Here is a 21,754-nt window from a genome sequence, read left to right on the forward strand (position 1 = left end):
TCGATGTCTCTTTCATTGATTAAAGCATAATAGTGCTATCTTTTGTTACTCCTTGCCATTTCTGCCAAATTACTTTTAAATGTTTTTTAGGAATGTTTCTCGGGATGCAAATGATTTGCATAAAATATTTATGATAAGGATAACAATACGATGAAAAATTTCTTTAAAATAAGCCTTATTGCTAGCACGGTATTGGTTTTATCTGCCTGTGATCAACTTGATTTAGATAATAAAAAAGATAAGTTTTATTACAGTAATCCCAGTGAAAAAAGTATGAGCTTTGTTGTTGATGATAAAACATATCAGGTTGAGCCGGGTAAAAGTGGTTATTTAACACTCTCACCGGGCGAACATAGTTTACAAGATAGTGCAGGTAATAAATCCACTTTTATGGTGTATGAAAACAACAATGGTGGAATTTTAAATCCTGATAATTTTATGTATTACCGTTTATCTGAAGTCTATGCCGTACAAGGTAAGGGAGATCGCTTTAAACCAACAGAATATAAAGTGGTTATTAATGGCTATCAGTTAGAAATGCCATTACAAAGCACGAATGCTACCTTGATTGATGGCAATGTATTTAAATGTACTTATACGTTAGGTGAACCTTTCCCCAGTGAAATTAAAAGCCATAATAAAAACGAAATGGGGAACATCAAAACCAAATGTTTTGATAAACCTGAATTAATCCAATATATTATGACTGATTATGGTCAAGATCTAAAACCGCTTTCCCCTCAAGATGAGTATAACGATACTGTTAATCTAGCGTTAGACTACAGTTTACCTCAACCACAATTTACTGATCCTGATATTCAAGCAGAGGCAGAAAATTGGGTTGCCTTGCTTGATCAAATTAAAGAAAGTAATGATCCTAATATCCATAAACAGCTTAAAACACCATTACATGAAGCAATAAATAAGTTATCAAAAGCCGATAGTGAAAGAGCAGTAAAAAACTCTGTTGAAGATAATAAATACTATAATTCTTTTATTCACCAAGCGAGCCAATATCAATCTTATGGGATCTTACCTAGAGATTAAATTTTTGGTAGAACGGATAAAAAGCCATCCTTATGGATGGTTTTTTTATAGGTAATTGATACTCTTAATAAGCAAATAGCAAGTTATAAAAGAGATTATTTATGACCAACGCATCAAATAAAATCGCCACTCACGAGATCACTATTCGGCCAACTCAATTGGCTGATGCCAACCAACTACCGAAGATTGAACAATCGGCAGGAGAGTTATTTAGCAGCATAAAAGAATTAAGTTGGATCAGCGAAAGTGGTGTACAAAGTGTTGAGGCGCATATTCAATTTATCCATCAACATGCTCACTGGGTTGCTGTTAATCATGACAATCATCCCGTTGGTTTTATCATGACGCAACAATTACCTGAAAGTGTATTTATTCATGAATTATCGGTAAGTAAAGATTGGCAAAATAAAGGAATTGGTAAATTGCTGATCCAGACAGTAAAAAATGAAGCTAAATTACAGCAATTTAATGCGGTAACGTTAACGACTTTCCGCGATGTCCCTTGGAATGCTCCCTATTATCAGCGTTTAGGTTTCCATATCTTACTTGAGCATCAAATACCCTATTCTTTACAACAAATTTTAGATAATGAAGTAGAGCATGGGGGATTTGCGAGAGAAATGCGTTGTGCGATGAAGTGTGAAATTTAAATACTATAATTTAAATACTATAAAGATATTTAAGTAACCAATAAACAATAGTTACTTAAATATCAACCGTAATTTCAGTGACTGATCCTATGATTTTAATTCAATAGCTTTTCCGCGTAGTAATGGTCTTACCCAGAAACGATTTGGATGTAAGGCATTTAACACACTATCTTCTACAGGAAATGGCTCATCAAAGATTTGGCTTGCTAAGATCTCCGCAGATAAAGGTGCAGAGCATAAACCACGTGAACCTAATGCACTAATAATATAAAGCTGATGATAACTCGGTGCCAAAATAGGTGTTTGCTTTCTACGCTTAAATCGATCTAAATGCGTATAGGCGACAACTAATTTTTCAAAATCGGGTACTTCACCTAATAAAGGAAGGTGATCTCTTATTGTACAGCGGATCCCGACACGCGCATCGTTATCACTAAAATCTACCTGCTGTGCCCAAGGTGATTGTGCTAAACAGTGCGTGAGGTGCCATTGATTATTTTGTTGCTCTTCAATTGAAACATTTAAATCTAGTCGATCACGACGAAAGCTTGCCCCAACACAATGCAGATTATCTTGAGGATCAACCGGCGTAAAATAGCCATCATAGCAGAGCACCGCTTTTAATTGTGCGATATCAGGTGTCGTTGAAATATGGCTAACTTGACCCCTTACTGCACTGATAGGCAGTTTTTCACTTTGTATAAAATCAGTAATACGGTGCCCATTAGCTAAAATAACGCAATCATGTTGTGTTTTATACGTTGTTGCTTGGTGAGTCACCTCTAACTGCCAATGCTGTTGTTGTGAGATTAATTGAGTGACTTGATGTTCAAAGAGTAGCTTGAGACCTTGTTGTTGTGCGTATTTTAATGCATTGGTGGTTAACTCTGTGGGAGAAAGCCAACCTGCTTGAGGATAAAAAAGACCATCTTGGTTGATGGCTAATCCACAAAGTGAATTCATTTCATCTTGATGGACATAATGAGCGAGTTGAGAAAAAGGTGTGGAATGCTCGATTATTCGCGCTATTTTTTTGCGCACTTTTTCATTATAAATGACTTGGGCAACACCGGACCATTGATGTGAAAAGTTGACGCCATTATGGTTTAACTCATCATAATAACGGCGGGCATATAAAAAAGCGCTAGTGAAAAAGTGTTCTAACTCATCAGATTTACCATTAAGTAATGGGTATAACACACCCTGCCGATTGCCTGAGGCATTTGCCGCAGGATGTGTATCTTCACAATAGAGCGTGACTTTGGCGCCTCTTTTTAAGCAGGCGAGCGCAGTTAATGCACTGGCGATCCCCCCACCGATAATGGCGATATCTTTTGTTTGTGTAGCACAAGGTCTGGCGTAGTAGGGAACAAATGCATTGGCAGGAGGATGGGGAAATACCCCTGTTAACATTTCTCTTTTTTGACCAAAGCCTTTTATTTTCTTTATTTCAAAACCAACATGTTGCAATCCTCGTTTTACTACCCCAGCTGCGGTAAAGGTGGCAAAAGTGCCATTTTCACGCATCGAGTCTGCCATTGCTTGAAATAATGTTTCACTCCACATTTGTGGGTTTTTACTTGGTGCAAAGCCGTCAAGAAACCACGCATCAACTTTATTATGTAAAGCTTGGCGAGTTTGTGGCAGTAATGTATTGATATCACCGAACCATAAATCAAGCGTTATCGCGCCATTAGCAAGAATAAGACGATGACAACCGGCAATAGGTAAAGGCCACTGTGCACAAAGCGCTGTTGAATATTGTGCTAGTTCTGGCCAATGGCTATGGGCTGTTTGCAAATCAGCTTTAGTCAGAGGAAATTTTTCAAAACTGACATAATGTAAACGCTTTAATGGCGCATCAGGTGAGTGATGACGAAATTGCTCGAAGGCTTGCCACAGTGTTAAAAAGTTTAATCCTGTGCCAAATCCGGTTTCTGCTATAACACACTCAGAGCGTACATGTGTACCAAAACGAGATGGAAAATGATTTCCATGTAGGAATACATGTCGAGTTTCTTCAAGACCATCTTGGTTGGAAAAATAGATGTCATCAAACTGTTTTGAAATCGGAGTACCAAGTTCATTCCAACTTAAAGAGGCGGTATTTATAGCAGTGTTATTCACGGAACTACCTGTATTTTACCAAAAATAATGGGCTATCTTAACGCTGTTCTTAAGCATCTTCCACCTTTTGAGTACGCAGAGATTTTTCATATTATCTGCATTTTTGTAAAAAAGATCCTGATCGGACTTGTTCAGCGTACAAGTGTACGCTAAAGTGCTATTCAGAAATCCCGCAGCTACAACTATTATTGTAAAGAGGTATAAATGAAGCGCGCAGTGATCACGGGTCTGGGTATTGTTTCGAGCATTGGTAATAACCAGCAAGAAGTGCTGGACTCTTTAAAAGAAGGCCGTTCCGGGATAACTTTCTCAGAAGAATTTAAAGAGATGGGGCTACGTAGCCACATTTGGGGTAATGTTAAGCTTGATACTGAAGGTCTTATTGACCGTAAAATCCGCCGTTTTATGAGTGATGCATCGGTTTATGCCTATTTATCTATGCAACAAGCGATTGAAGATTCAGGTCTAACAGAAGATCAAGTTTCTAACATTCGTTCTGGTTTAGTTGTCGGCTCCGGTGGTGGTTCTCCTCGTAACCAAGTACAAGGTTCGGACGGCATGAGAGCTAAAGGTCTACGCGGTGTAGGTCCTTATATGGTAACTCGTGCAATGGCGTCTGGTGTATCAGCTTGTTTAGCTACTCCGTTTAAAATTAAAGGCGTTAACTATTCAATTAGTTCAGCTTGCTCAACATCAGCACACTGTATTGGTCATGCGGTTGAATTAATTCAATTAGGTAAACAAGATGTGGTTTTCGCCGGTGGTGGTGAAGAGCTAAGTTGGGAGATGACCTGTGAGTTTGATGCTATGGGGGCACTTTCAACAAAATATAATGATACACCAGCCAAAGCTTCTCGTACCTATGATAAAAACCGTGATGGTTTCGTTATCGCTGGTGGTGGCGGTATTGTGGTTGTTGAAGAATTAGAGCACGCATTAGCACGTGGTGCGCATATCTACGCTGAAATTGTCGGCTATGGTGCAACATCTGATGGTGCTGACATGGTTGCTCCATCGGGAGAAGGTGCCGTACGTTGTATGCAAATGGCAATGCAAGGTATTGATCATGTCGATTATATCAATACTCATGGCACATCAACGCCTGTGGGTGATTTAAAAGAGCTTGAAGCGATTGCTGAAGTTTTTGGAACTAAAACACCGGCTATTTCTGCAACTAAGGCAATGACAGGTCACTCATTAGGGGCTGCAGGTGTTCATGAAGCCATTTACAGTTTACTGATGTTAGAGCATGGTTTTATCGCACCAAGTATTAATATTGAAGAGCTTGATGATAAAGCGGATGGTATGAATATCATTACCAAACCAACAGAGCAAAAACTAGATACAGTGATGTCAAATAGCTTTGGTTTCGGTGGCACTAATGCTTCACTTGTGATGAGTAAGTATAAGAAATAGTTAGTTATACTTAGTTTTCCTTGTATAAATGATAAAGGCAGTTGCTTATAATAAGTGACTGCTTTTTTATTTTTTGTATAAATAAATTTGTTCTGCAAAATAAATAAAGATCCTTTTGGTTTTATAGAAAACTATGTTAAAAAAATGCTGTAAATATTATTAAAGCACAATCTTATTGATTGTCATTTTTTTATCATACAGAACCAATAGATAAAATAACTATCTAATTGTTTAAAATTAGTTGTTTTCACTATAGTTTTAAATCAATCATTTAATTAAAAACTAATTTTATAGATTAAATCCTTTATTTTATAAATAGTTAACTTAATGAAAATATCGATAGCATTAAAAAGGTGAGGGGAAAAATTGATCTGGATTATTTTATATTAAATAAGCAGGAGATATTTAATATAAAAGTTGGTAATGTTTGCAACGGATACTTGTATTACTTTATATTTTATACTTTGATTTTCTTGCCTTGGTTTTTATTTATAAAAACTAGGGGAGCAAAGTGACCGGCTAATTGCTTAGCCGGTATTTTTTTATTTATAGTCTAGCTGACATTGACTCACATCTCCTGCTGACAATCTGCTTTTTTTGTGACAGATTGACGACGGAAATTCAGTGGTGCTCTTAGTTTTTGTACTAAGAATATTCCCAATAAAATAACGCCTCCGCCAATAAAATGATAACTGTGCATCTCTTCACCTAGCACCGCTACAGCGATCATTGCGGTAAATAGAGGAATTAAATTCATAAAGATAGAGGTTGTATTTGCACCTAATTTCATTACACCTAAGATCCACAGATAAGGCGCTAAAATAGAGGCGCCAACCCCTGCAAAAATAACTAATCCAACATTATCTTTTGTTAATGCAATACTTTCTGCGGTAAGAAAATTAGGTATTAGTAATAAAACACCAAAACCTATTTGTACATATAGAGACTGCCAATTAGGTAAAGGAATTGACCAACGTTTGGTAAGTACTCCGTAAAATGCATAGGCAGTTGATGCGATAAACATCATTAATTCACCACGTCCTAAACCTTGAGAAAGGAGTTGTGAAGGATCACCGTGGCTGACTAACCAGACAAGCCCACTAATAGATAAAATAGTTCCGAGTGCAATCCCTACAGTAGGCACGACACGCAGTACAAAAATACTAATAATAACGGTTAATAATGGAATAAGTGAATTCAATATTCCCATAAAGGTTGCTGTCACATAATAAGCCGCATAGTAAGCTAAACTTTGATATAACCCCATACCTAATGCGCCGAGAATAAATAATTTCCACCAATATTGTTTTACGGTTTTACGATGATGCCAAACAGGGACTAACAGAAACGGCGTCATCAGTAAAAATGCTAAGAACCAGCGATAAAATGAGATAGCGGCTGGATCTATCACAGATGTTGCCGCTTTATTGACAACCGCATTAATTGACCAAATAAGTACCGCTAACAGCGGGAAGATTATACTTTTCATTATTCTCACATCTATTTTTAAACCAGATGGCTATTGTAAGCCTGTCTGATTAGATATATATAATGAAAAGCAGACAACCGATAGACCAATAAAGACAAAACGATAAAAGAGCAACATTAAGATGACAATTGAACAACAAAAAGAGATGCAGTGGTTACTCTCTGATCCAGATACGGTCCGTTTTCGTGATGAGCAATTGCTTGCAGAAACTGAATTTCGTTATCATCAACATGAGTTTGGTCAATTGCTTTATGTGATCTCTGGAGTAATGGATTTAGAAGCTGGCGGGCAGCGTTTTTTAGCGCCACCTGAATTTAGTGTATGGATCCCTGAAAAAGTAGGGCACGCAAGCTACAATAAAAAAACCTTATCTTTTAAGGTGCTAGATATTGCACCCAGTTGGTGTGAAGGTTTATTGGATAAACCCTGTCTTATTCAACTAAGTCCTATTTTTTCGACGATTTTTGCCGATTTCTTCCGTCGTGGCGTTTGTAAACCGCAAACAAAAGAAGATCTACGTTTATCTCAAGTGTTAATAGACCAACTAAAAGTATCTCCTATTCACCATACCTATTTACCTTCCTCAAAAGATAAGCTGTTAGCACCCGTTTTGGCAGCATTAGAGCAAAATCCTGCTGATAATACCTCATTAGAATTATGGGCAAAAAAACGTTATACCTCAGAAAGAACCTTATCACGTCGTTGTCAGCAAGAGTTAGGCATGTCTTTTAGTGAATGGCGTAAGCGATTACGTTTTTTACATGCTATCTCTTTGTTAGAGCAAGGAAAAAGTGTTAATGATGTGGCCTTTGATGTTGGATATAGCTCATCATCCTCATTTATTGCCATGTTTCAGCAATTTGCTGGAACAACACCAGAAAGATTTCGTCGCTTACCCAATGGTTAAGGTTTCTTTTCATATATTTACTTAAAATAGCGTCAGTTTTTATCGTCAATAATAGGCTTTACTTGGAATAAGTGGCAAAATAGACCGCTTAATTTTATTTTTGATCCTTTGTTTACACACATAAAAAACAAATCAGTGAGATAACACCGTGAAAATTCTGGTTGATGAAAACATGCCTTATGCGCAGCAGCTTTTTTGCCAATTAGGCGAAGTAAAAGCTGTACCGGGTCGCCCTTTACCTATTGAAGAGCTTGATGATACTGATGCATTGATGGTGAGATCGATTACTAAAGTCAATGCATCACTATTAGCGGGCAAACCGGTAAAATTTGTCGGCACCGCAACGGCAGGTTTTGATCATGTTGATACAGCATGGCTAGAGCAACAAAAAATAGCGTTTTCATCTGCGCCAGGTTGTAATGCGATCGCTGTTGTTGAATATGTCTTCTCTGCGTTGATGGTGTTTGCTGAGCAAGAAGGATTTCAATTAACAGATAAAACCGTTGGCATTGTTGGCGTTGGCAATGTTGGAGGGAGACTGGCAAAACGCTTACGCGCATTAGGTGTGAATGTACTACTTTGTGATCCGCCTAGAGCTGACAGAGGGGATGATGAACAATTTCATTCTTTAGAAACGCTATTAAAGCAGGCAGATATCCTGACTTTCCATACACCGTTAAATAAATCGGGTCGTTATAACAGTTACCATTTAATTAATGAGAGCAACCTCGATATTTTACCTGAAGGTCGTATTTTAATTAATGCAAGCCGTGGCGAGATTATTGATAATGCTGCATTATTATCAGCCTTAAACCAAGGTAAAAAGTTACGCGTTGTTCTAGATGTTTGGGAGCCAGAACCCGATCTTTCTCTTGAGTTATTAAATAAAGTTGATATCGCAACACCACATATTGCCGGCTATACCTTAGAAGGGAAGGCGAGAGGAACAACGCAGGTTTATGAAGCTTATTGTGATTTTATTGGTCAACCTCAACACGTTGAATTATCAACACTGTTACCAAAACCGTTGATCTCCACAATTTCTGTACAAGGTGAATTAACTCAAACATTACTCAAACAGCTTATTCATCTTGTCTATGATGTACGTCGTGATGATGCACCATTGCGCAAAGTTGCCGGTATCAAAGGGGAGTTTGATAAGCTACGTAAGTTTTACCCTGTCCGTCGTGAATGGTCTTCATTACAGGTGGTATGTGATAACCCGACAACGGCGAGCTTACTCAATGCTATTGGGTTTAATGCAACACATAAATAAGACGTGACATTATTTAAACATTTTACTGTATTGGAGGATATTTTATGGGAGAGGGTTGGAATATTGCGCTTGTGGGCGCAACAGGTGCTGTGGGTGAAGCTATTTTAGAGCTTCTGCAAGAGCGTGATTTTCCTATTGGCGAATTAACGGCGATCGCCAGTGAAGACAGTATTGGCAAAACTATCCGTGTAAAGGGTAAAAGTGTTGCAGTACAAGGTATTCATAATATCGAATGGGCGGATATTCAACTCGCTTTTTTTGCCGCGCCAGTTGAGATTAGTGCGCAATACGCACAACTTGCAGCAGATTCAGGTTGTATTGTTATTGATTGCAGTGGTTTATTTGCGATGGAGTGGGATGTACCTTTAGTTGTACCAGGGGTGAATACATCTATGCTGGCAGAGTATCGTAACCGCAATATTATCGCTATTGCTGATAGCATGGTAAGCCAACTGTTACGCGCTATCTATCCATTAACCGAAGCCGCAGGCTTAACTCGCTTGAATGTGACAAATTTGATGTCAGTATCTCGTTTTGGTAAACAAGCTGTTGATGAATTAGCGGGGCAAAGTGCGCGTTTACTGAACGGTGTTCCTCCAGAGCTTGGTCGCTTTAATAAACAACTGGCATTTAATATTTTACCATTGTTAGTTGATAATGAAGGTTCTATTCAAGAAGAGCGCCAAATGGTTGATCAGATCCGTAAAATCTTGCAAGACGATGGACTACCTATCTCAGTAACCACATTACAAGCGCCTGTTTTCTATGGTCATGCACAATCTGTGCAGTTGGAAACATCACGTCCAATGGGAAGTGAAGAAGCACGGGAAACATTACAAGAACATGACTCCCTCAATATTAGTGATGAAAATGATTTTCCAACTCAAGTCACCGATGCCTCCGGTAATGTTAGCTTGAACTTAGGTTGCTTACGTAATGATTATGGTGTGCCTGAAGCGTTACAATTTTGGTCTGTTGCAGATAACGTGCGTTTTGGCGGAGCATTAATGGCTGTAGAAGTGGCTGAAAAATTAGTGCAGGAGCAGTTTTACTGATGAACGACCAAGAGAGTGCTGATGTGATAGCGCAGTCAATCAGTGAGCCTGCGATTGTGGCAGAAAGTACACCATTAAAGATAGCGCTAGGCATTGAATATGACGGTAGCCACTATTATGGCTGGCAACGTCAAAATGAGGTTCGTAGTGTCCAAGAAAGGTTAGAAAAAGCGTTATCTCAAGTAGCAAATGAGCCTATCTCTGTTTTTTGTGCCGGCAGAACTGATGCCGGAGTTCATGCAACCGGGCAGGTTGTGCACTTTGAGACAACGGCTCATCGCAAAGATGCGGCATGGACGATGGGGGTTAATACCCATTTACCACAAGATATTGCCGTTCGTTGGGTAAAAACGGTAGCGAATGATTTTCATGCTCGATTTAGCGCAACCGCAAGACGTTATCGTTATGTGATTTTTAATCATCGCTATCGTCCTGCTATTTTATCCTCAGGGGTAACGCATTTCCATTACCCTCTAGATGCACAACGAATGCATCAAGCTGCCCAATGTTTATTAGGCGAGAATGATTTTACCTCGTTTAGAGCCGTACAATGCCAATCTAGAACACCTTGGCGTAATGTGATGCATGTGAATGTTTCACGCTATGGTGATTATGTGGTGGTAGATATAAAAGCCAATGCTTTTGTCCATCATATGGTAAGAAATATTGTGGGGAGTCTATTGGAAATTGGCTGTGGTAATCAGGCTATTACTTGGATGGCTGAATTATTAGCCTTAAAAGATAGGACTAAAGCAGCAGCAACTGCAAAAGCAAATGGTTTATATCTTGTTTCGGTTGATTACCCTGAACGTTTCGAACTTCCTAAACCTGCAATGGGGCCGCTATTTTTAGCAGATAACCCATTTTAAATACTTTAAACATAAAATTACCCCGTTTTCTGAGGATTTATGGAATTATTAACGCAATTTGCTGATTTAATAAAATTTCTAATTGATTTTATTTTACACATTGATGTCCATTTAGCCGAGTTAGTCGCTCAATATGGTACATGGGTATATGCCATTCTATTTTTAATTATTTTTTGTGAAACGGGGCTTGTTGTCACACCATTCTTACCGGGCGATTCGTTACTGTTTGTTGCGGGGGCTTTATCTGCGTTAGATACCAATGATGTTAATGTTCACCTAATGGTTCTCTTACTGCTTTTCGCTGCGATTTTAGGTGATGCGGTTAACTATTCTATTGGGCGCATTTTTGGTGAAAAACTCTTTAGTAATCCCAATTCACGTATCTTTAAACGAGAATACTTAGATAAAACCCATGCTTTCTATGAAAAACATGGTGGTAAAGCGATAATTTTGGCAAGATTTGTGCCGATTGTCCGAACTTTCGCGCCATTCGTTGCAGGAATGGGCAAAATGTCATATCGTCATTTTGCTTTTTATAATGTTACGGGTGCCATTGCATGGGTACTGCTATTTACTTATGCTGGATACTTTTTTGGTGACTTAGATATTGTTCAAAAGAACTTAAAATTGCTAATTGTTGCCATTATTGTTATTTCTATTTTACCAGGTGTTATCGAGGTGATACGCCATCGTAGAGCGAGTGCAAAGGCCAAAAAAGAGAGTGATAACCAAGAGGTTTGAGCAGTTATCATTAGCTTTTGCCGTAGAATAGCAATAATAAAGAGATGCGCTGAAATTCAGTAAGCGGTATCATCATAAACTTTGCTAACCACATAGCCAGTATATTGTGAGTTAACATGTTCACAATAATCTGCTCTAAATAATTAGGGTTGTAGCTAGGCGATAAGTGAATGCAGCACGAAAAGCACACCGACAAAGTAGGTGACTTGTGCAATTAAACGCAGTCAACATGCTGCAACTTAAAATATGACGAGTATAAACTGGCGAAGGTCAGATTCAGACGAAAAGGTCCGTTAATGAGCTGGATTGAAAAAATTCTTAATAAAAGCAATATCACGAGTTCACGTAAAGCCAATATCCCAGAAGGGGTTTGGACAAAATGTGATAGCTGTGGGCAAGTACTTTACCGCGCAGAATTAGAGCGTAATTTAGAAGTGTGCCCCAAATGTGATCATCACATGCGTATTTCAGCACGCCGTCGCTTAGAAACTTTTCTTGATACAGGAAGCACGACTGAGCTGGGCAGTGAGTTAGAGCCTAAAGATATTCTGAAATTCCGCGACTCTAAAAAATATAAAGACAGAATTGCTGCGGCTCAGAAACAAACCCATGAAAAAGATGCCCTAGTGGTGATGAAAGGTACGTTAAAAGAAATGCCTGTTGTGGCCGCATCTTTTGAATTTGCATTTATGGGCGGCTCCATGGCGTCTGTTGTGGGTGCGCGTTTTGTTCGTGCGGTTGAACAAGCATTAGAAGATAATTGTCCACTGATTTGCTTCTCTGCAAGTGGTGGTGCACGTATGCAAGAAGCATTGATGTCATTAATGCAAATGGCAAAAACCAGTGCCGCATTAGCTAAAATGCAAGAGCGTGGTTTACCTTATATCTCAGTGATGACCGATCCTACTATGGGTGGGGTTTCTGCAAGTTTAGCAATGTTAGGTGATATTAATGTTGCTGAGCCGAAAGCCTTGATTGGTTTTGCCGGTCCACGTGTTATTGAACAAACTGTACGTGAGAAATTACCCGCGGGTTTCCAACGTAGTGAATTCCTGCTAGAAAAAGGGGCGATAGATATGATAGTTCGTCGTCCTGAAATGCGTGATGAGCTAGCTGAATTACTGGCTAAGCTGACTCAGTATGATTTAGCGAAAGACGAAGATGAACTGCTAGGCGAAGAAATGATCGCTGATGACATCGAATCTTCTGACAATGAGCCAGAAATTAACATCGAAACGAATAAAAAAGAAGATGTCTAATATCATAACTGCTCCTCAAGCCACATCGCCTTTGTCGGTGTGGCTTTCTTATCTTGAACACTTACACTCAAGTGCTATTGATATGGGACTTGAGCGCGTGGGCAAGGTAGGTCAATTACTGAATGTATTACGTCCTGCCCCTAAAGTTATCACTGTATCGGGTACTAATGGTAAAGGAACCACTTGCCATATGCTCGAGTCAATTTTGATGGCTTCAGGATTGAAAGTGGGGGTTTATAGTTCACCTCATCTTGTCCATTATACCGAGCGTGTTCGCATTCAAGGTAAAGAGCTTTCACCAGCTGATTTTTGTCAAGTATTTGCTGAAATAGAGCAAACCAGAGGCGATATTTCGCTGACTTTTTTTGAATACGGTACACTCGCGGCATTGAAACTATTTCAACAAGCTCAACTTGATGTGGTTATTCTTGAAGTTGGGTTAGGGGGGCGTTTAGACGCAACCAATATTGTTGATGCTGATATTGCAGCTATCACCAGTATTGCCCTTGATCATACCGATTGGCTAGGGGCTGATAGAGAGCATATTGGTCATGAAAAAGCCGGTATCTTCCGTAAAAATCACTATGCTGTTGTAGGCGAGCCAGATATGCCACTTTCTATTGCACAAGTCGCGCAGCAGAAACAGGCTAAATTATTTCGTCGTGGTGTTGATTGGTCATTTTCTATTGATGGTGATCACTGGCATTGGCGTAGTGCAGATAAGCAGTTTGAAAAACTTCCCATCCCTAATATTCCCTTAGCCAACGCAGGTACGGCAATGGCAGTGATACGCTGCTTATTGAAAACCAATGATAAAGTGAGTCAAGGGATCACCCATCAAAGTATTGTTGAGGGAATGAGTAAAGCTCAGTTGCCGGGACGTTTTCAGATAATTTCGCAGCATCCATTAGTTATTTTTGATGTTGCTCATAATCCGCATGCTGCTGGATATTTAGCCGAAAAACTGGCGCAATTACCGCGTTATTCTGATACCAAAGTGCGCATTGTTGTTGGTATGCTGGGTGATAAAGATATTGCGGGTACATTAGCGTGTTTATCCCCTCAAGCCGATCAGTGGTATGTTGCGCCATTGAATGAGTTTCGTGGCGCATCAGCCCAGGTATTAGCTCAGCACCTCGACTATCCGGCAGTATTTGATAGTGTCGAGCAAGCATGGCAACAAGCAATATCTGAGGCGCAAAAAAATGATATTGTGGTTGTATGTGGATCATTCCATACCGTTGCTCATGTAATGGAACTATTGGAAAAGGAGAGTGCGAGTGGCAAGTAAATTTCAAAATCGCTTAGTCGGAGCCGTTGTTCTTGTGGCGGTAGGGGTTATTTTTCTTCCTACATTATTTGACGGCGATAAGAAATATAACGAAGACCAATTTGCCTCTATTCCTTTAGTCCCCAAACCCGGTGATGAGCAAGATATTGAATCAATAGCGCCGATTGAGCAAACCACAACACCGTCAACGCCATCAGAGGGTGCTTCTGAGGCGATGATCTCTGAAGCGGTGACGGGGGTTGAACAGCCTCAAGTTTCTACTCCTGAAGTATCGGAGCCTCAAGTAGCGCCATCAACACCGGTTGTTGAGCCACCTAAAGTGGTTAATCCGCCTGTAGAGCCACCAACTACTCCGCCACCGGCGGTATCAGAAACAACCGCGCCGAAAGGTGAGGCTTGGGTTGTGCAGTTAGGTGCCTTGAAAAATGCGGCGAAAGTTGAAGAAATTATTGCAAAAATGCATCTCTCCGGTTATCCAGTATATACCGTGCCTGCTCGCCCTGTTTCAGGAAAAGTGACACGTATCTATATTGGGCCTAATGCCTCAAAAGCAGAGTTACAGGCGATGTTACCTCGCCTTAAAAAGCTAACAGGCCTGCAAGGTGAAGTAAGAGCCTATAAACCATAACTATGTTGATGAGACATCAGATGAGTGAAGTAACAAGGTGTTAACTTATTGCGGCGATTATGATTTTTCATGTCGCCGTAAATTATTTTAAAATTATCGAAAATTAGGGTTACGCAAACGTTTTCGTTTTCTGTTAGAATGCTACCGTATTAATGCGGGGCATCGTTATTGGATAGAGATTTATGGTCTGGATAGATTACGCCATTATTGCCATTATCGGTTTTTCTGCATTAGTTAGCCTGATCCGTGGCTTTGTTCGTGAAGCATTATCACTTATCACCTGGGGTTGTGGTTTTTTTGTTGTAAGTCAGTTTTATCCTTATCTAGCCGTCTATTTTACTCGGTTTGAAGATGAGCTGGTTCGTAACGGGATTGCGATTGTCACACTGTTTATTGCAACGCTAATTGTCGGTGCGGTGATTAATTATGTGATTAGCTCTCTTGTTCAACGCACAGGGTTATCAGGTACAGATCGTGTGTTGGGGATCTGTTTCGGGGCTTCAAGAGGTGTGCTGATTGTATCAGCGTTACTTTTTGTCTTGGGTGCTTTTACTCCTATGGCAGACAGTGCCGATTGGCAACGTTCTGAGCTTATTCCTCAATTCAACCATATTATTAGGTGGTTCTTTGACTACCTACAAAATGCGTCAAGTTTCGTGTCGGAGAAAATGTAACCTCTCCGTCTGGCTGATGAGGATCTTTTCATGTGCGGTATTGTCGGTATCGCTGGAGTTAATCCAGTAAACCAATCGATTTATGATGCGTTAACGGTGTTACAACACCGAGGTCAAGATGCAGCAGGCATTGCAACAATTGATGAGAATAACGGTTTTCGTCTACGCAAAGCAAATGGGCTGGTGAAAGATGTCTTTGAAACGCGTCATATGTTGCGTTTAAAAGGAACTATCGGAATAGGACATGTACGTTATCCAACCGCGGGCAGTTCGAGTGCATCAGAAGCGCAACCTTTTTATGTTAACTCACCTTTTGGGATCACACTTGCACATAATGGTAATTTAACCAATGCGCATTTGCTGCGTCGTCAATTATTTGAAACTGCTCGTCGACATATCAATACCACCTCAGACTCCGAAATTTTACTCAATGTGCTAGCGTATGAATTAGATCGCTTCGATCATTTTCCGCTAGAGCCAGATAATATTTTTACCGCTGTTGCGGCTATGCATAAAAAATTACGTGGCGCTTATGCTTGCGTTGCTTTGATCATCGGCCACGGCTTATTAGCTTTTCGTGATCCTTATGGCATTCGTCCTTTAGTGTTAGGCAAACGTACTTTAGAAGATGGACGCAGTGAGTATATGGTTGCGTCTGAAAGTGTCGCTCTAGATACACTAGGATTTGAATTCTTGCGTGATGTAGCACCCGGTGAGGCTGTTTATATCACAGAGCAAGGACAACTGTTTACCCGTCAATGTGCTGAAAATCCGCAATTAGTGCCTTGTCTATTTGAGTATGTTTATTTTGCGCGCCCAGACTCTTTTATTGATAAAATTTCCGTATATAACACCCGTCTACGTATGGGGCAAAAGCTCGGCGCTAAAATTGCTAAAGAGTGGGAAGATTTACAAATAGATGTGGTGATCCCTATTCCTGAAACTTCTTGTGATATTGCATTAGAAATTGCCCACATCTTAAATAAACCTTATCGACAAGGTTTTGTGAAGAATCGTTATGTTGGACGTACTTTTATTATGCCCGGCCAGCAAGAGCGTCGCAAATCAGTACGTCGTAAACTAAATGCCAACCGTGCAGAATTTCGCGATAAAAATGTGTTACTTATCGATGACTCTATCGTACGTGGCACAACATCAGAGCAAATTGTTGAGTTAGCGAGAGAAGCGGGGGCTAAAAAAGTTTATTTTGCCTCAGCCGCTCCAGAAGTGCGTTTCCCTAATGTTTATGGTATTGATATGCCTAATGCCAATGAATTAATTGCTCATGGGCGTGAAGTGGATGAAATACGTAAACTGATTGGTGCTGATGGACTTATTTTTCAAGATCTCTCTGATTTAATCGCTGCTGTTCAAGAAGAAAATCCAGATATCAACCAATTCGAATGCTCTGTATTTGATGGTGTCTATATCACAAAAGATATTGATCAAGGCTATTTAGATTACCTTGAAAATTTACGTCGTGATGATGAACATAAAATTCGTGATCAACATGAAGCTGAGAACTTAGAAATCTATAACGAAGGATAATTTTCCGTTAAAATAGTCACCTTTATCAAGCGTCGATGCTAGCGTAACACTACATCGGCGCTTGTTTTTTGAGGGTTAATCATCATAATGATTAACAAAGATATATATTCTGAGGATTATAATGAAAAAGCTGATTGTCGGGCTAACAGGTGCCAGTGGCGCAATTTATGGTATTCGTTTATTAGAAATACTTAAATCCGTGCCATCCGTAGAAACTCACTTGGTGATCAGTCAAGCGGCGCGTCGTACCATTTCATTAGAAACGGATTATTCTCTCAAAGATATTCATGCTTTAGCTGATATTATTTATGACGATCGAGATATAGGGGCGACTATCTCTTCAGGCTCGTTTCGGGTCAATGGTATGGTTATTTTACCTTGTTCGATTAAAAGCCTCTCCGGTATTGTACATAGCTATACTGATACGTTAGTGACACGTGCCGCTGATGTCGTGTTAAAAGAAGGACGTAAATTAGTGCTGTGTGTACGCGAAACACCGTTACATTTAGGGCACTTACGTTTAATGACTCAAGCTGCAGAGCTTGGTGCCATCATTATGCCACCAGTACCTGCATTTTATTTTCAGCCTAAAACGATCGATGACATTGTTAATCAGACAGTAAATCGAGTGCTTGATCAATTTGACATTGACTTGCCGGATGATCTTTTTCAGCGTTGGCAAGGGGATAAATCTGCCCGTTGATCCCCTGTGTGACGAGTGACTATTTTTTATGGCGAATAATATCTTCTAAAGCGCCTTCCAGTTGTGGGTAACGAAAGCTGAATCCTGCATCGAGCAGTTTCTTAGGAAACGCTTGTTGCCCACCTAAAACTAATGTGGCACTTTCTCCCATCATTAATTTTAATATTGTGGCAGGAACCGTCATAAATGCAGGGCGTTTCAGTACGTGAGCTAAAGTCGTGGTAAATGCTTTATTTTGTACTGGATGAGGGGCTGTCAGATTAAAGGCGCCTTGGGTATTGTTATTATTAAGTAAAAATACGATGGCATTGACCATATCATCAATATGTATCCATGGCATATATTGCTTACCATTACCTAATTTTCCACCTAAACCTAATTTAAAAGGCGGGCTCATTTTAGGTAATGCCCCTCCTTTTGTAGAGAGTACAATACCAGTACGTAGCAAACACACCCGTGTTAATGGCGTTTGTGCATCGAGTGCAATATTTTCCCATTTGGCACAGAGTTGATGAGTAAATTCATCCTTAGGTGGCGTCTCTTCAGTGACATTATTTTCACCTTGATCACCATAAAAACCCACCGCAGAGCCAGAAATTAAAACACCAGGGGGAGAGTCGCTGGCTTTTATTAAATCCACCAGCTTTTGGGTTAATTTGCATCGACTATTAACTAACGTTTGTTTTTGCTCCGGTGTCCAGCGTTTGTCTGCAATTGGTTCTCCAGCAAGATTAATCACTGCATCAAATTGGTTTAAGTTTTCTTTATCATCTAAATGAGTCCAACACGCCATTTCATTACAGAAATGAGAGTAGACTTTCTGTGGCGAACGGGAAAGTACGGTAATATTATGTTTATCTAATGCGAGTTGGCAGATAAGTGCTCTGCCAATTAATCCGGTTCCACCTGTGATAAGTATGTTCATCACCATCCTCCTGATTACTCTATCCTAATTAAGGTTGTATCATCCTGATAGGTGAGATTAGTCACTAACCAAACAGTTTTTTGGCTGCTGGACGTTGGCTTATTGTATTTAGCCATTTTTCTACCGCAGGATAATCTGCTAGATCAATATGATGTGTGTCATGGTAACGAGCCCAAGTATAGGTGGCTATATCAGCAATGCTATAATCGTTTCCACCAAGATAAGGAGATTGAGCGAGTCGGCTCTCTAACACCTGATATAAACGCTCGGTCTCTTTTGTATAACGATCGATTGCGTAAGGTACTTTTTCAGGGGCGTAACGCGTAAAGTGATGATTTTGTCCAAGCATAGGACCAAATCCCCCCACTTGCCAAAATAGCCACTGTAGTTGGGTCATTTTTTCTCGCAGATCATGGCTAAGTAATTTGCCACTTTTTTCTGCTAAATAGATAAGAATAGCACCTGATTCAAAAATAGAGAGTGGTTCACCACCGTCAGCGGGAGCATTATCGACAATAGCAGGAATTTTATTATTGGGTGAAATAGCTAAAAATTCGGGTTTAAATTGATCACCTTTGCCAATATCAACATGATGCAAAGTATAAGGCATGGCGACTTCTTCGAGGAAAAGCGTAATTTTTTGGCCATTCGGGGTGTTTGCATAATAAAGATCGATCATAAAACCTCCGCAATAAGGTGATATTCAATAGCGTATATTTTACAGTCTGCCTAGTAACATCATAAAAAGCAAAAAATCGCAAGATGAATAAAGCAAATTACCTATGATTATTATAGTGGTGAAATATGGTGATTTTGGTATATTCAGGATAAAAATTACGATCGTTTAGCATCGATTAAAAAAGGTTTGTTGAGGATGGAACAAGAAAATACGGCAGTGGTCGAGTGGGTTGATATTGTTGATGAAAAAAATGAAGTTGTTGCACAAGCAACACGTCAACAAATGCGAGCAGAAAACCTACGTCACCGAGCAACTTATATTGTCGTGCACGATGGCATGGGAAAAATTTTGGCACAACGCCGTACTGAAACAAAAGATTTCTATCCAGGTTGGTTAGATGCAACCGCGGGTGGTGTAGTACAACAAGGTGAAAATGCACTCGAAAGTGCACGTCGTGAAGCAGAGGAAGAGCTAGGTATTGCCGGGGTTCCTTTTGCCGAACATGGACAATTCTATTATGACGATGAGAGTTGCCGCGTTTGGGGAAGCTTATTTAGTTGTGTATCACATGGACCATTTGCATTACAGCCAGAAGAAATCGAGGAAGTATGCTGGCTTACTCCCTTAGAAATCACTGAACGTTGTGATGAATTTACCCCTGATTCACTTAAAGCACTCTCTCTATGGTTAACGCGAAATAATAGTACTCGCTTGGACACAAAAGAAACCACTGACTAAGGGGTACTTTGTCCGAGTTCTAAACGATAAGCATAGTTGATAACGGTATTTTCAAACATAGCGTTATCAACCTCATCACGTAAATGTTGCAATAGTGCAATTAGGTGCTTACCTGCCTCTTTACCTATTTTATGGTAATTAAAATGTATAGATGTCAGGGAAGGTGCTATTTGGGCGCTATTTTCAGAGCCTTCTAAGCAGGCGATAGCGAGATCTTGGGGAATTTTAATTAATCTTCGTTGGCACTCAAACATCATTCCCAAAGCAATACTCTCATGGCTACAAATAACGGCATCTAGTTCGGGCTGATGTAATAAAATCTCTGTTAATGCTTGTCGACCATATGCCATAGAAGCGGGGTCGGGCGTAGTAACACTTTGCTCAGCATTTAAATAATTTTTTAATAAAGCACGCGACCAACCAGTAATTTGCTGGTGGTGTAAACGCTGTCCTTGCAGCGCACCAACATAGCCGACACAACGTTTACCTTGCTGAATTAAATAATGGGTTAAATCAAACGCTGCCTTTTCATAACCGCAATCAATACTTATTGCAGATTGCTCATTAGATTGACTCGCGACACTGACAACAGGCACATTGGCATTACTGATATGTAAGAACTGTACATCACTTAATTGGGAGCCAAAGGCAACTAATGCGGCAGGGTTACTCTGTAATAGCATATTAATCACATCAGTTGCTTTATGGAGCTGATATTCATAACATCCCACTAATATTTGATAATGATGACGGCTGAGGATCTGCTGCAATGATTGCATAAAATCAGCACTGGCTTTATCAGTAAAAGAGGGCAGTAGTACAGCAATAATATGGCTTTGAGCGGAAGCTAAGGCCCCTGCTGAGGCATTGGGGATATATCCCAACTCTGCCACTGCTTGGTTAACTTTTTCTCTTAATTTATCCGACACTAATTCAGGTGTACGCAATGCGCGAGATACGGTCATTGAACCGACTCCGGCATGTTTAGCAACTTCTTGTAAAGTGACGCGACCTGTATTTCGGCGTTTACGTGTTTTTATCATCGTGATCAGATTTATTCGGCTTTATTTTTAATTCGCAGATCCTACCTGAAATTTTCTCACTCTGCAGAAACAATACAGTGTCAATTGTTGCACTTGTTCGCAATTAACATTTCATCAAAATGATAGCGCTATCACAATTACACATAATCTATCTAGATAGCGCTACCATTAGTGATTATTATCCTTAATACAGAGATCAAAAAAGCACCTTACTGAGGTTATAAATATGCTTAAAACATTATTAACACCGGATGTGGTACAAGTGATCCCACAAGTCAAAGATTGGCGTGAAGCAATTAAAATCGCCTGTCAGCCATTAATTGACAAAGGTTGTATTGAGCCTCGTTATGTTGATGCGATTTATAAATCACACGAGCAAATAGGCCCTTACTATGTATTAGGACCAGGTATTGCTATGCCTCATGCACGTCCTGAAGAAGGGGTTAATCAGCTCTCTTTAGCATTAACTATCATCGAAAAAGGGGTGGAATTTGGTGCTGATGAAAATGATCCGGTGAAACTTTTAATTGTTTTAGCGGCAACAGATAACGATAGCCATATTAATGCCATTGTGAAATTAGCTGAACTTTTTGATAACCAAGATGATATAGACACTTTGTTGCAAGCAAAAAGTAAGGCAGAAGTATTGGCTGTTATTAATCACTATTAATTCAATTTTAAATAACCAA

The 21,754-nt window shown here is 39.8% G+C and carries 21 protein-coding genes; 16 read left to right on the top strand and 5 right to left on the bottom strand.

The features are described 5' to 3' along the window. Positions 1-150 precede the first annotated feature (150 nt). Positions 151-1,047 (top strand): hypothetical protein, encoded by an 897-nt coding sequence (locus tag ACYUCW_RS12830; RefSeq protein ID WP_004243747.1) that lies wholly within the window; start codon positions 151-153, stop codon positions 1,045-1,047. Between the two features lie 101 nt (positions 1,048-1,148). Beyond that, positions 1,149-1,697: a GNAT family N-acetyltransferase gene (locus ACYUCW_RS12835; RefSeq protein WP_004248403.1), complete on the top strand. Its 549-nt coding sequence runs from the start codon at positions 1,149-1,151 to the stop codon at positions 1,695-1,697. An 87-nt stretch (positions 1,698-1,784) separates the two neighbouring features. Here ACYUCW_RS12835 and mnmC read toward each other — a convergent pair whose 3' ends face one another. Next, entirely contained in the window at positions 1,785-3,824 is a 2,040-nt protein-coding gene (mnmC, locus tag ACYUCW_RS12840) for a bifunctional tRNA (5-methylaminomethyl-2-thiouridine)(34)-methyltransferase MnmC2/FAD-dependent 5-carboxymethylaminomethyl-2-thiouridine(34) oxidoreductase MnmC1 (protein WP_163748767.1), read from the bottom strand. Positions 3,825-4,028: 204 nt separating this feature from the next. Between mnmC and fabB the strand changes: the two genes are divergently transcribed. Then, positions 4,029-5,240 carry a beta-ketoacyl-ACP synthase I gene (gene fabB / locus ACYUCW_RS12845; RefSeq protein WP_004243743.1) on the top strand — a complete coding sequence of 404 codons (1,212 nt, stop codon included), beginning with the start codon at positions 4,029-4,031 and terminating at the stop codon, positions 5,238-5,240. Positions 5,241-5,808: 568 nt separating this feature from the next. Here the strand turns inward: fabB and ACYUCW_RS12850 are convergent. After that, the gene (locus ACYUCW_RS12850) at positions 5,809-6,729 is read right to left on the bottom strand and encodes a DMT family transporter (protein ID WP_004243742.1); all 921 of its coding nucleotides are present in this window, start codon (positions 6,727-6,729) and stop codon (positions 5,809-5,811) included. 121 nt (positions 6,730-6,850) lie between these two features. Between ACYUCW_RS12850 and ACYUCW_RS12855 the strand changes: the two genes are divergently transcribed. The 11 genes from ACYUCW_RS12855 (at position 6,851) to ACYUCW_RS12905 (ending at position 17,680) form a co-directional block, all read left to right on the top strand. Continuing rightward, positions 6,851-7,636: an AraC family transcriptional regulator gene (locus ACYUCW_RS12855; protein WP_004248400.1), complete on the top strand. Its 786-nt coding sequence runs from the start codon at positions 6,851-6,853 to the stop codon at positions 7,634-7,636. Positions 7,637-7,784: 148 nt separating this feature from the next. Continuing rightward, entirely contained in the window at positions 7,785-8,912 is a 1,128-nt protein-coding gene (gene pdxB, locus ACYUCW_RS12860) for a 4-phosphoerythronate dehydrogenase PdxB (protein WP_161741917.1), read from the top strand. Between the two features lie 44 nt (positions 8,913-8,956). After that, positions 8,957-9,967 carry an aspartate-semialdehyde dehydrogenase gene (locus tag ACYUCW_RS12865; protein WP_004243737.1) on the top strand — a complete coding sequence of 337 codons (1,011 nt, stop codon included), beginning with the start codon at positions 8,957-8,959 and terminating at the stop codon, positions 9,965-9,967. Further along, complete coding sequence (gene truA / locus ACYUCW_RS12870) at positions 9,967-10,836, top strand: tRNA pseudouridine(38-40) synthase TruA (protein WP_004243736.1); 870 nt, start codon at positions 9,967-9,969, stop codon at positions 10,834-10,836. The genes ACYUCW_RS12865 and truA overlap by 1 nt, the downstream gene beginning before the upstream one ends. Before the next feature lie 39 nt (positions 10,837-10,875). Then, the gene (locus tag ACYUCW_RS12875) at positions 10,876-11,577 is read left to right on the top strand and encodes a DedA family protein (protein ID WP_004243735.1); all 702 of its coding nucleotides are present in this window, start codon (positions 10,876-10,878) and stop codon (positions 11,575-11,577) included. A gap of 296 nt (positions 11,578-11,873) precedes the next feature. Continuing rightward, positions 11,874-12,836, top strand: coding sequence for an acetyl-CoA carboxylase, carboxyltransferase subunit beta (gene accD / locus ACYUCW_RS12880; RefSeq protein WP_004243734.1), 963 nt, complete (start codon positions 11,874-11,876; stop codon positions 12,834-12,836). After that, a complete protein-coding gene (gene folC, locus ACYUCW_RS12885; RefSeq protein ID WP_004248398.1) occupies positions 12,829-14,127 on the top strand; it encodes a bifunctional tetrahydrofolate synthase/dihydrofolate synthase in 1,299 nt (432 codons plus the stop codon). Before accD ends, folC begins: the two co-directional genes overlap by 8 nt. Further along, positions 14,117-14,755: a cell division protein DedD gene (gene dedD / locus ACYUCW_RS12890; RefSeq protein ID WP_460408746.1), complete on the top strand. Its 639-nt coding sequence runs from the start codon at positions 14,117-14,119 to the stop codon at positions 14,753-14,755. Before folC ends, dedD begins: the two co-directional genes overlap by 11 nt. Before the next feature lie 182 nt (positions 14,756-14,937). Beyond that, a complete protein-coding gene (gene cvpA, locus ACYUCW_RS12895) occupies positions 14,938-15,429 on the top strand; it encodes a colicin V production protein (RefSeq protein WP_460408747.1) in 492 nt (163 codons plus the stop codon). A 30-nt stretch (positions 15,430-15,459) separates the two neighbouring features. Continuing rightward, positions 15,460-16,977 carry an amidophosphoribosyltransferase gene (gene purF / locus ACYUCW_RS12900; protein WP_460408748.1) on the top strand — a complete coding sequence of 506 codons (1,518 nt, stop codon included), beginning with the start codon at positions 15,460-15,462 and terminating at the stop codon, positions 16,975-16,977. A gap of 121 nt (positions 16,978-17,098) precedes the next feature. Then, the gene (locus tag ACYUCW_RS12905; RefSeq protein WP_163748466.1) at positions 17,099-17,680 is read left to right on the top strand and encodes a UbiX family flavin prenyltransferase; all 582 of its coding nucleotides are present in this window, start codon (positions 17,099-17,101) and stop codon (positions 17,678-17,680) included. Between the two features lie 19 nt (positions 17,681-17,699). On the opposite strand, the gene ACYUCW_RS12910 is transcribed toward ACYUCW_RS12905, so the two are convergent. Both ACYUCW_RS12910 and ACYUCW_RS12915 read right to left on the bottom strand, forming a co-directional pair. Continuing rightward, positions 17,700-18,605, bottom strand: a complete 906-nt coding sequence (locus ACYUCW_RS12910) for a TIGR01777 family oxidoreductase (RefSeq protein WP_049211269.1) — start codon at positions 18,603-18,605, stop codon at positions 17,700-17,702. A gap of 64 nt (positions 18,606-18,669) precedes the next feature. Then, complete coding sequence (locus ACYUCW_RS12915; RefSeq protein ID WP_004243727.1) at positions 18,670-19,284, bottom strand: glutathione binding-like protein; 615 nt, start codon at positions 19,282-19,284, stop codon at positions 18,670-18,672. 195 nt (positions 19,285-19,479) lie between these two features. Here ACYUCW_RS12915 and yfcD point away from each other — a divergent pair, with 195 nt between their 5' ends. Then, positions 19,480-20,022: an NUDIX hydrolase YfcD gene (gene yfcD / locus ACYUCW_RS12920; RefSeq protein ID WP_004243726.1), complete on the top strand. Its 543-nt coding sequence runs from the start codon at positions 19,480-19,482 to the stop codon at positions 20,020-20,022. Here the strand turns inward: yfcD and ACYUCW_RS12925 are convergent. Next, positions 20,019-21,065 carry a LacI family DNA-binding transcriptional regulator gene (locus ACYUCW_RS12925; protein WP_163748471.1) on the bottom strand — a complete coding sequence of 349 codons (1,047 nt, stop codon included), beginning with the start codon at positions 21,063-21,065 and terminating at the stop codon, positions 20,019-20,021. The two genes, yfcD and ACYUCW_RS12925, sit on opposite strands and share 4 nt — an antisense overlap. 226 nt (positions 21,066-21,291) lie before the next feature. Here ACYUCW_RS12925 and ACYUCW_RS12930 point away from each other — a divergent pair, with 226 nt between their 5' ends. Next, positions 21,292-21,735 carry a PTS sugar transporter subunit IIA gene (locus ACYUCW_RS12930; protein ID WP_004243724.1) on the top strand — a complete coding sequence of 148 codons (444 nt, stop codon included), beginning with the start codon at positions 21,292-21,294 and terminating at the stop codon, positions 21,733-21,735. The last annotated feature ends 19 nt before the right edge of the window (positions 21,736-21,754 follow it).

The sequence above is a fragment of the Proteus sp. MB838 genome (assembly GCF_054767435.1).

What these genes read in the sequence shown, in the direction of transcription:
- ACYUCW_RS12830 (WP_004243747.1), top strand. Translation starts at nt 151, where the DNA reads ATGAAAAATTTCTTTAAAATAAGCCTTATTGCTAGCACGGTATTGGTT.
- ACYUCW_RS12835 (WP_004248403.1), top strand. Translation starts at nt 1,149, where the DNA reads ATGACCAACGCATCAAATAAAATCGCCACTCACGAGATCACTATTCGG.
- fabB (WP_004243743.1), top strand. Translation starts at nt 4,029, where the DNA reads ATGAAGCGCGCAGTGATCACGGGTCTGGGTATTGTTTCGAGCATTGGT.
- ACYUCW_RS12850 (WP_004243742.1), bottom strand. Translation starts at nt 6,729, where the DNA reads ATGAAAAGTATAATCTTCCCGCTGTTAGCGGTACTTATTTGGTCAATT.
- ACYUCW_RS12855 (WP_004248400.1), top strand. Translation starts at nt 6,851, where the DNA reads ATGACAATTGAACAACAAAAAGAGATGCAGTGGTTACTCTCTGATCCA.
- ACYUCW_RS12865 (WP_004243737.1), top strand. Translation starts at nt 8,957, where the DNA reads ATGGGAGAGGGTTGGAATATTGCGCTTGTGGGCGCAACAGGTGCTGTG.
- truA (WP_004243736.1), top strand. Translation starts at nt 9,967, where the DNA reads ATGAACGACCAAGAGAGTGCTGATGTGATAGCGCAGTCAATCAGTGAG.
- ACYUCW_RS12875 (WP_004243735.1), top strand. Translation starts at nt 10,876, where the DNA reads ATGGAATTATTAACGCAATTTGCTGATTTAATAAAATTTCTAATTGAT.
- accD (WP_004243734.1), top strand. Translation starts at nt 11,874, where the DNA reads ATGAGCTGGATTGAAAAAATTCTTAATAAAAGCAATATCACGAGTTCA.
- folC (WP_004248398.1), top strand. Translation starts at nt 12,829, where the DNA reads ATGTCTAATATCATAACTGCTCCTCAAGCCACATCGCCTTTGTCGGTG.
- cvpA (WP_460408747.1), top strand. Translation starts at nt 14,938, where the DNA reads ATGGTCTGGATAGATTACGCCATTATTGCCATTATCGGTTTTTCTGCA.
- purF (WP_460408748.1), top strand. Translation starts at nt 15,460, where the DNA reads ATGTGCGGTATTGTCGGTATCGCTGGAGTTAATCCAGTAAACCAATCG.
- ACYUCW_RS12905 (WP_163748466.1), top strand. Translation starts at nt 17,099, where the DNA reads ATGAAAAAGCTGATTGTCGGGCTAACAGGTGCCAGTGGCGCAATTTAT.
- ACYUCW_RS12910 (WP_049211269.1), bottom strand. Translation starts at nt 18,605, where the DNA reads ATGAACATACTTATCACAGGTGGAACCGGATTAATTGGCAGAGCACTT.
- ACYUCW_RS12915 (WP_004243727.1), bottom strand. Translation starts at nt 19,284, where the DNA reads ATGATCGATCTTTATTATGCAAACACCCCGAATGGCCAAAAAATTACG.
- yfcD (WP_004243726.1), top strand. Translation starts at nt 19,480, where the DNA reads ATGGAACAAGAAAATACGGCAGTGGTCGAGTGGGTTGATATTGTTGAT.
- ACYUCW_RS12925 (WP_163748471.1), bottom strand. Translation starts at nt 21,065, where the DNA reads ATGATAAAAACACGTAAACGCCGAAATACAGGTCGCGTCACTTTACAA.
- ACYUCW_RS12930 (WP_004243724.1), top strand. Translation starts at nt 21,292, where the DNA reads ATGCTTAAAACATTATTAACACCGGATGTGGTACAAGTGATCCCACAA.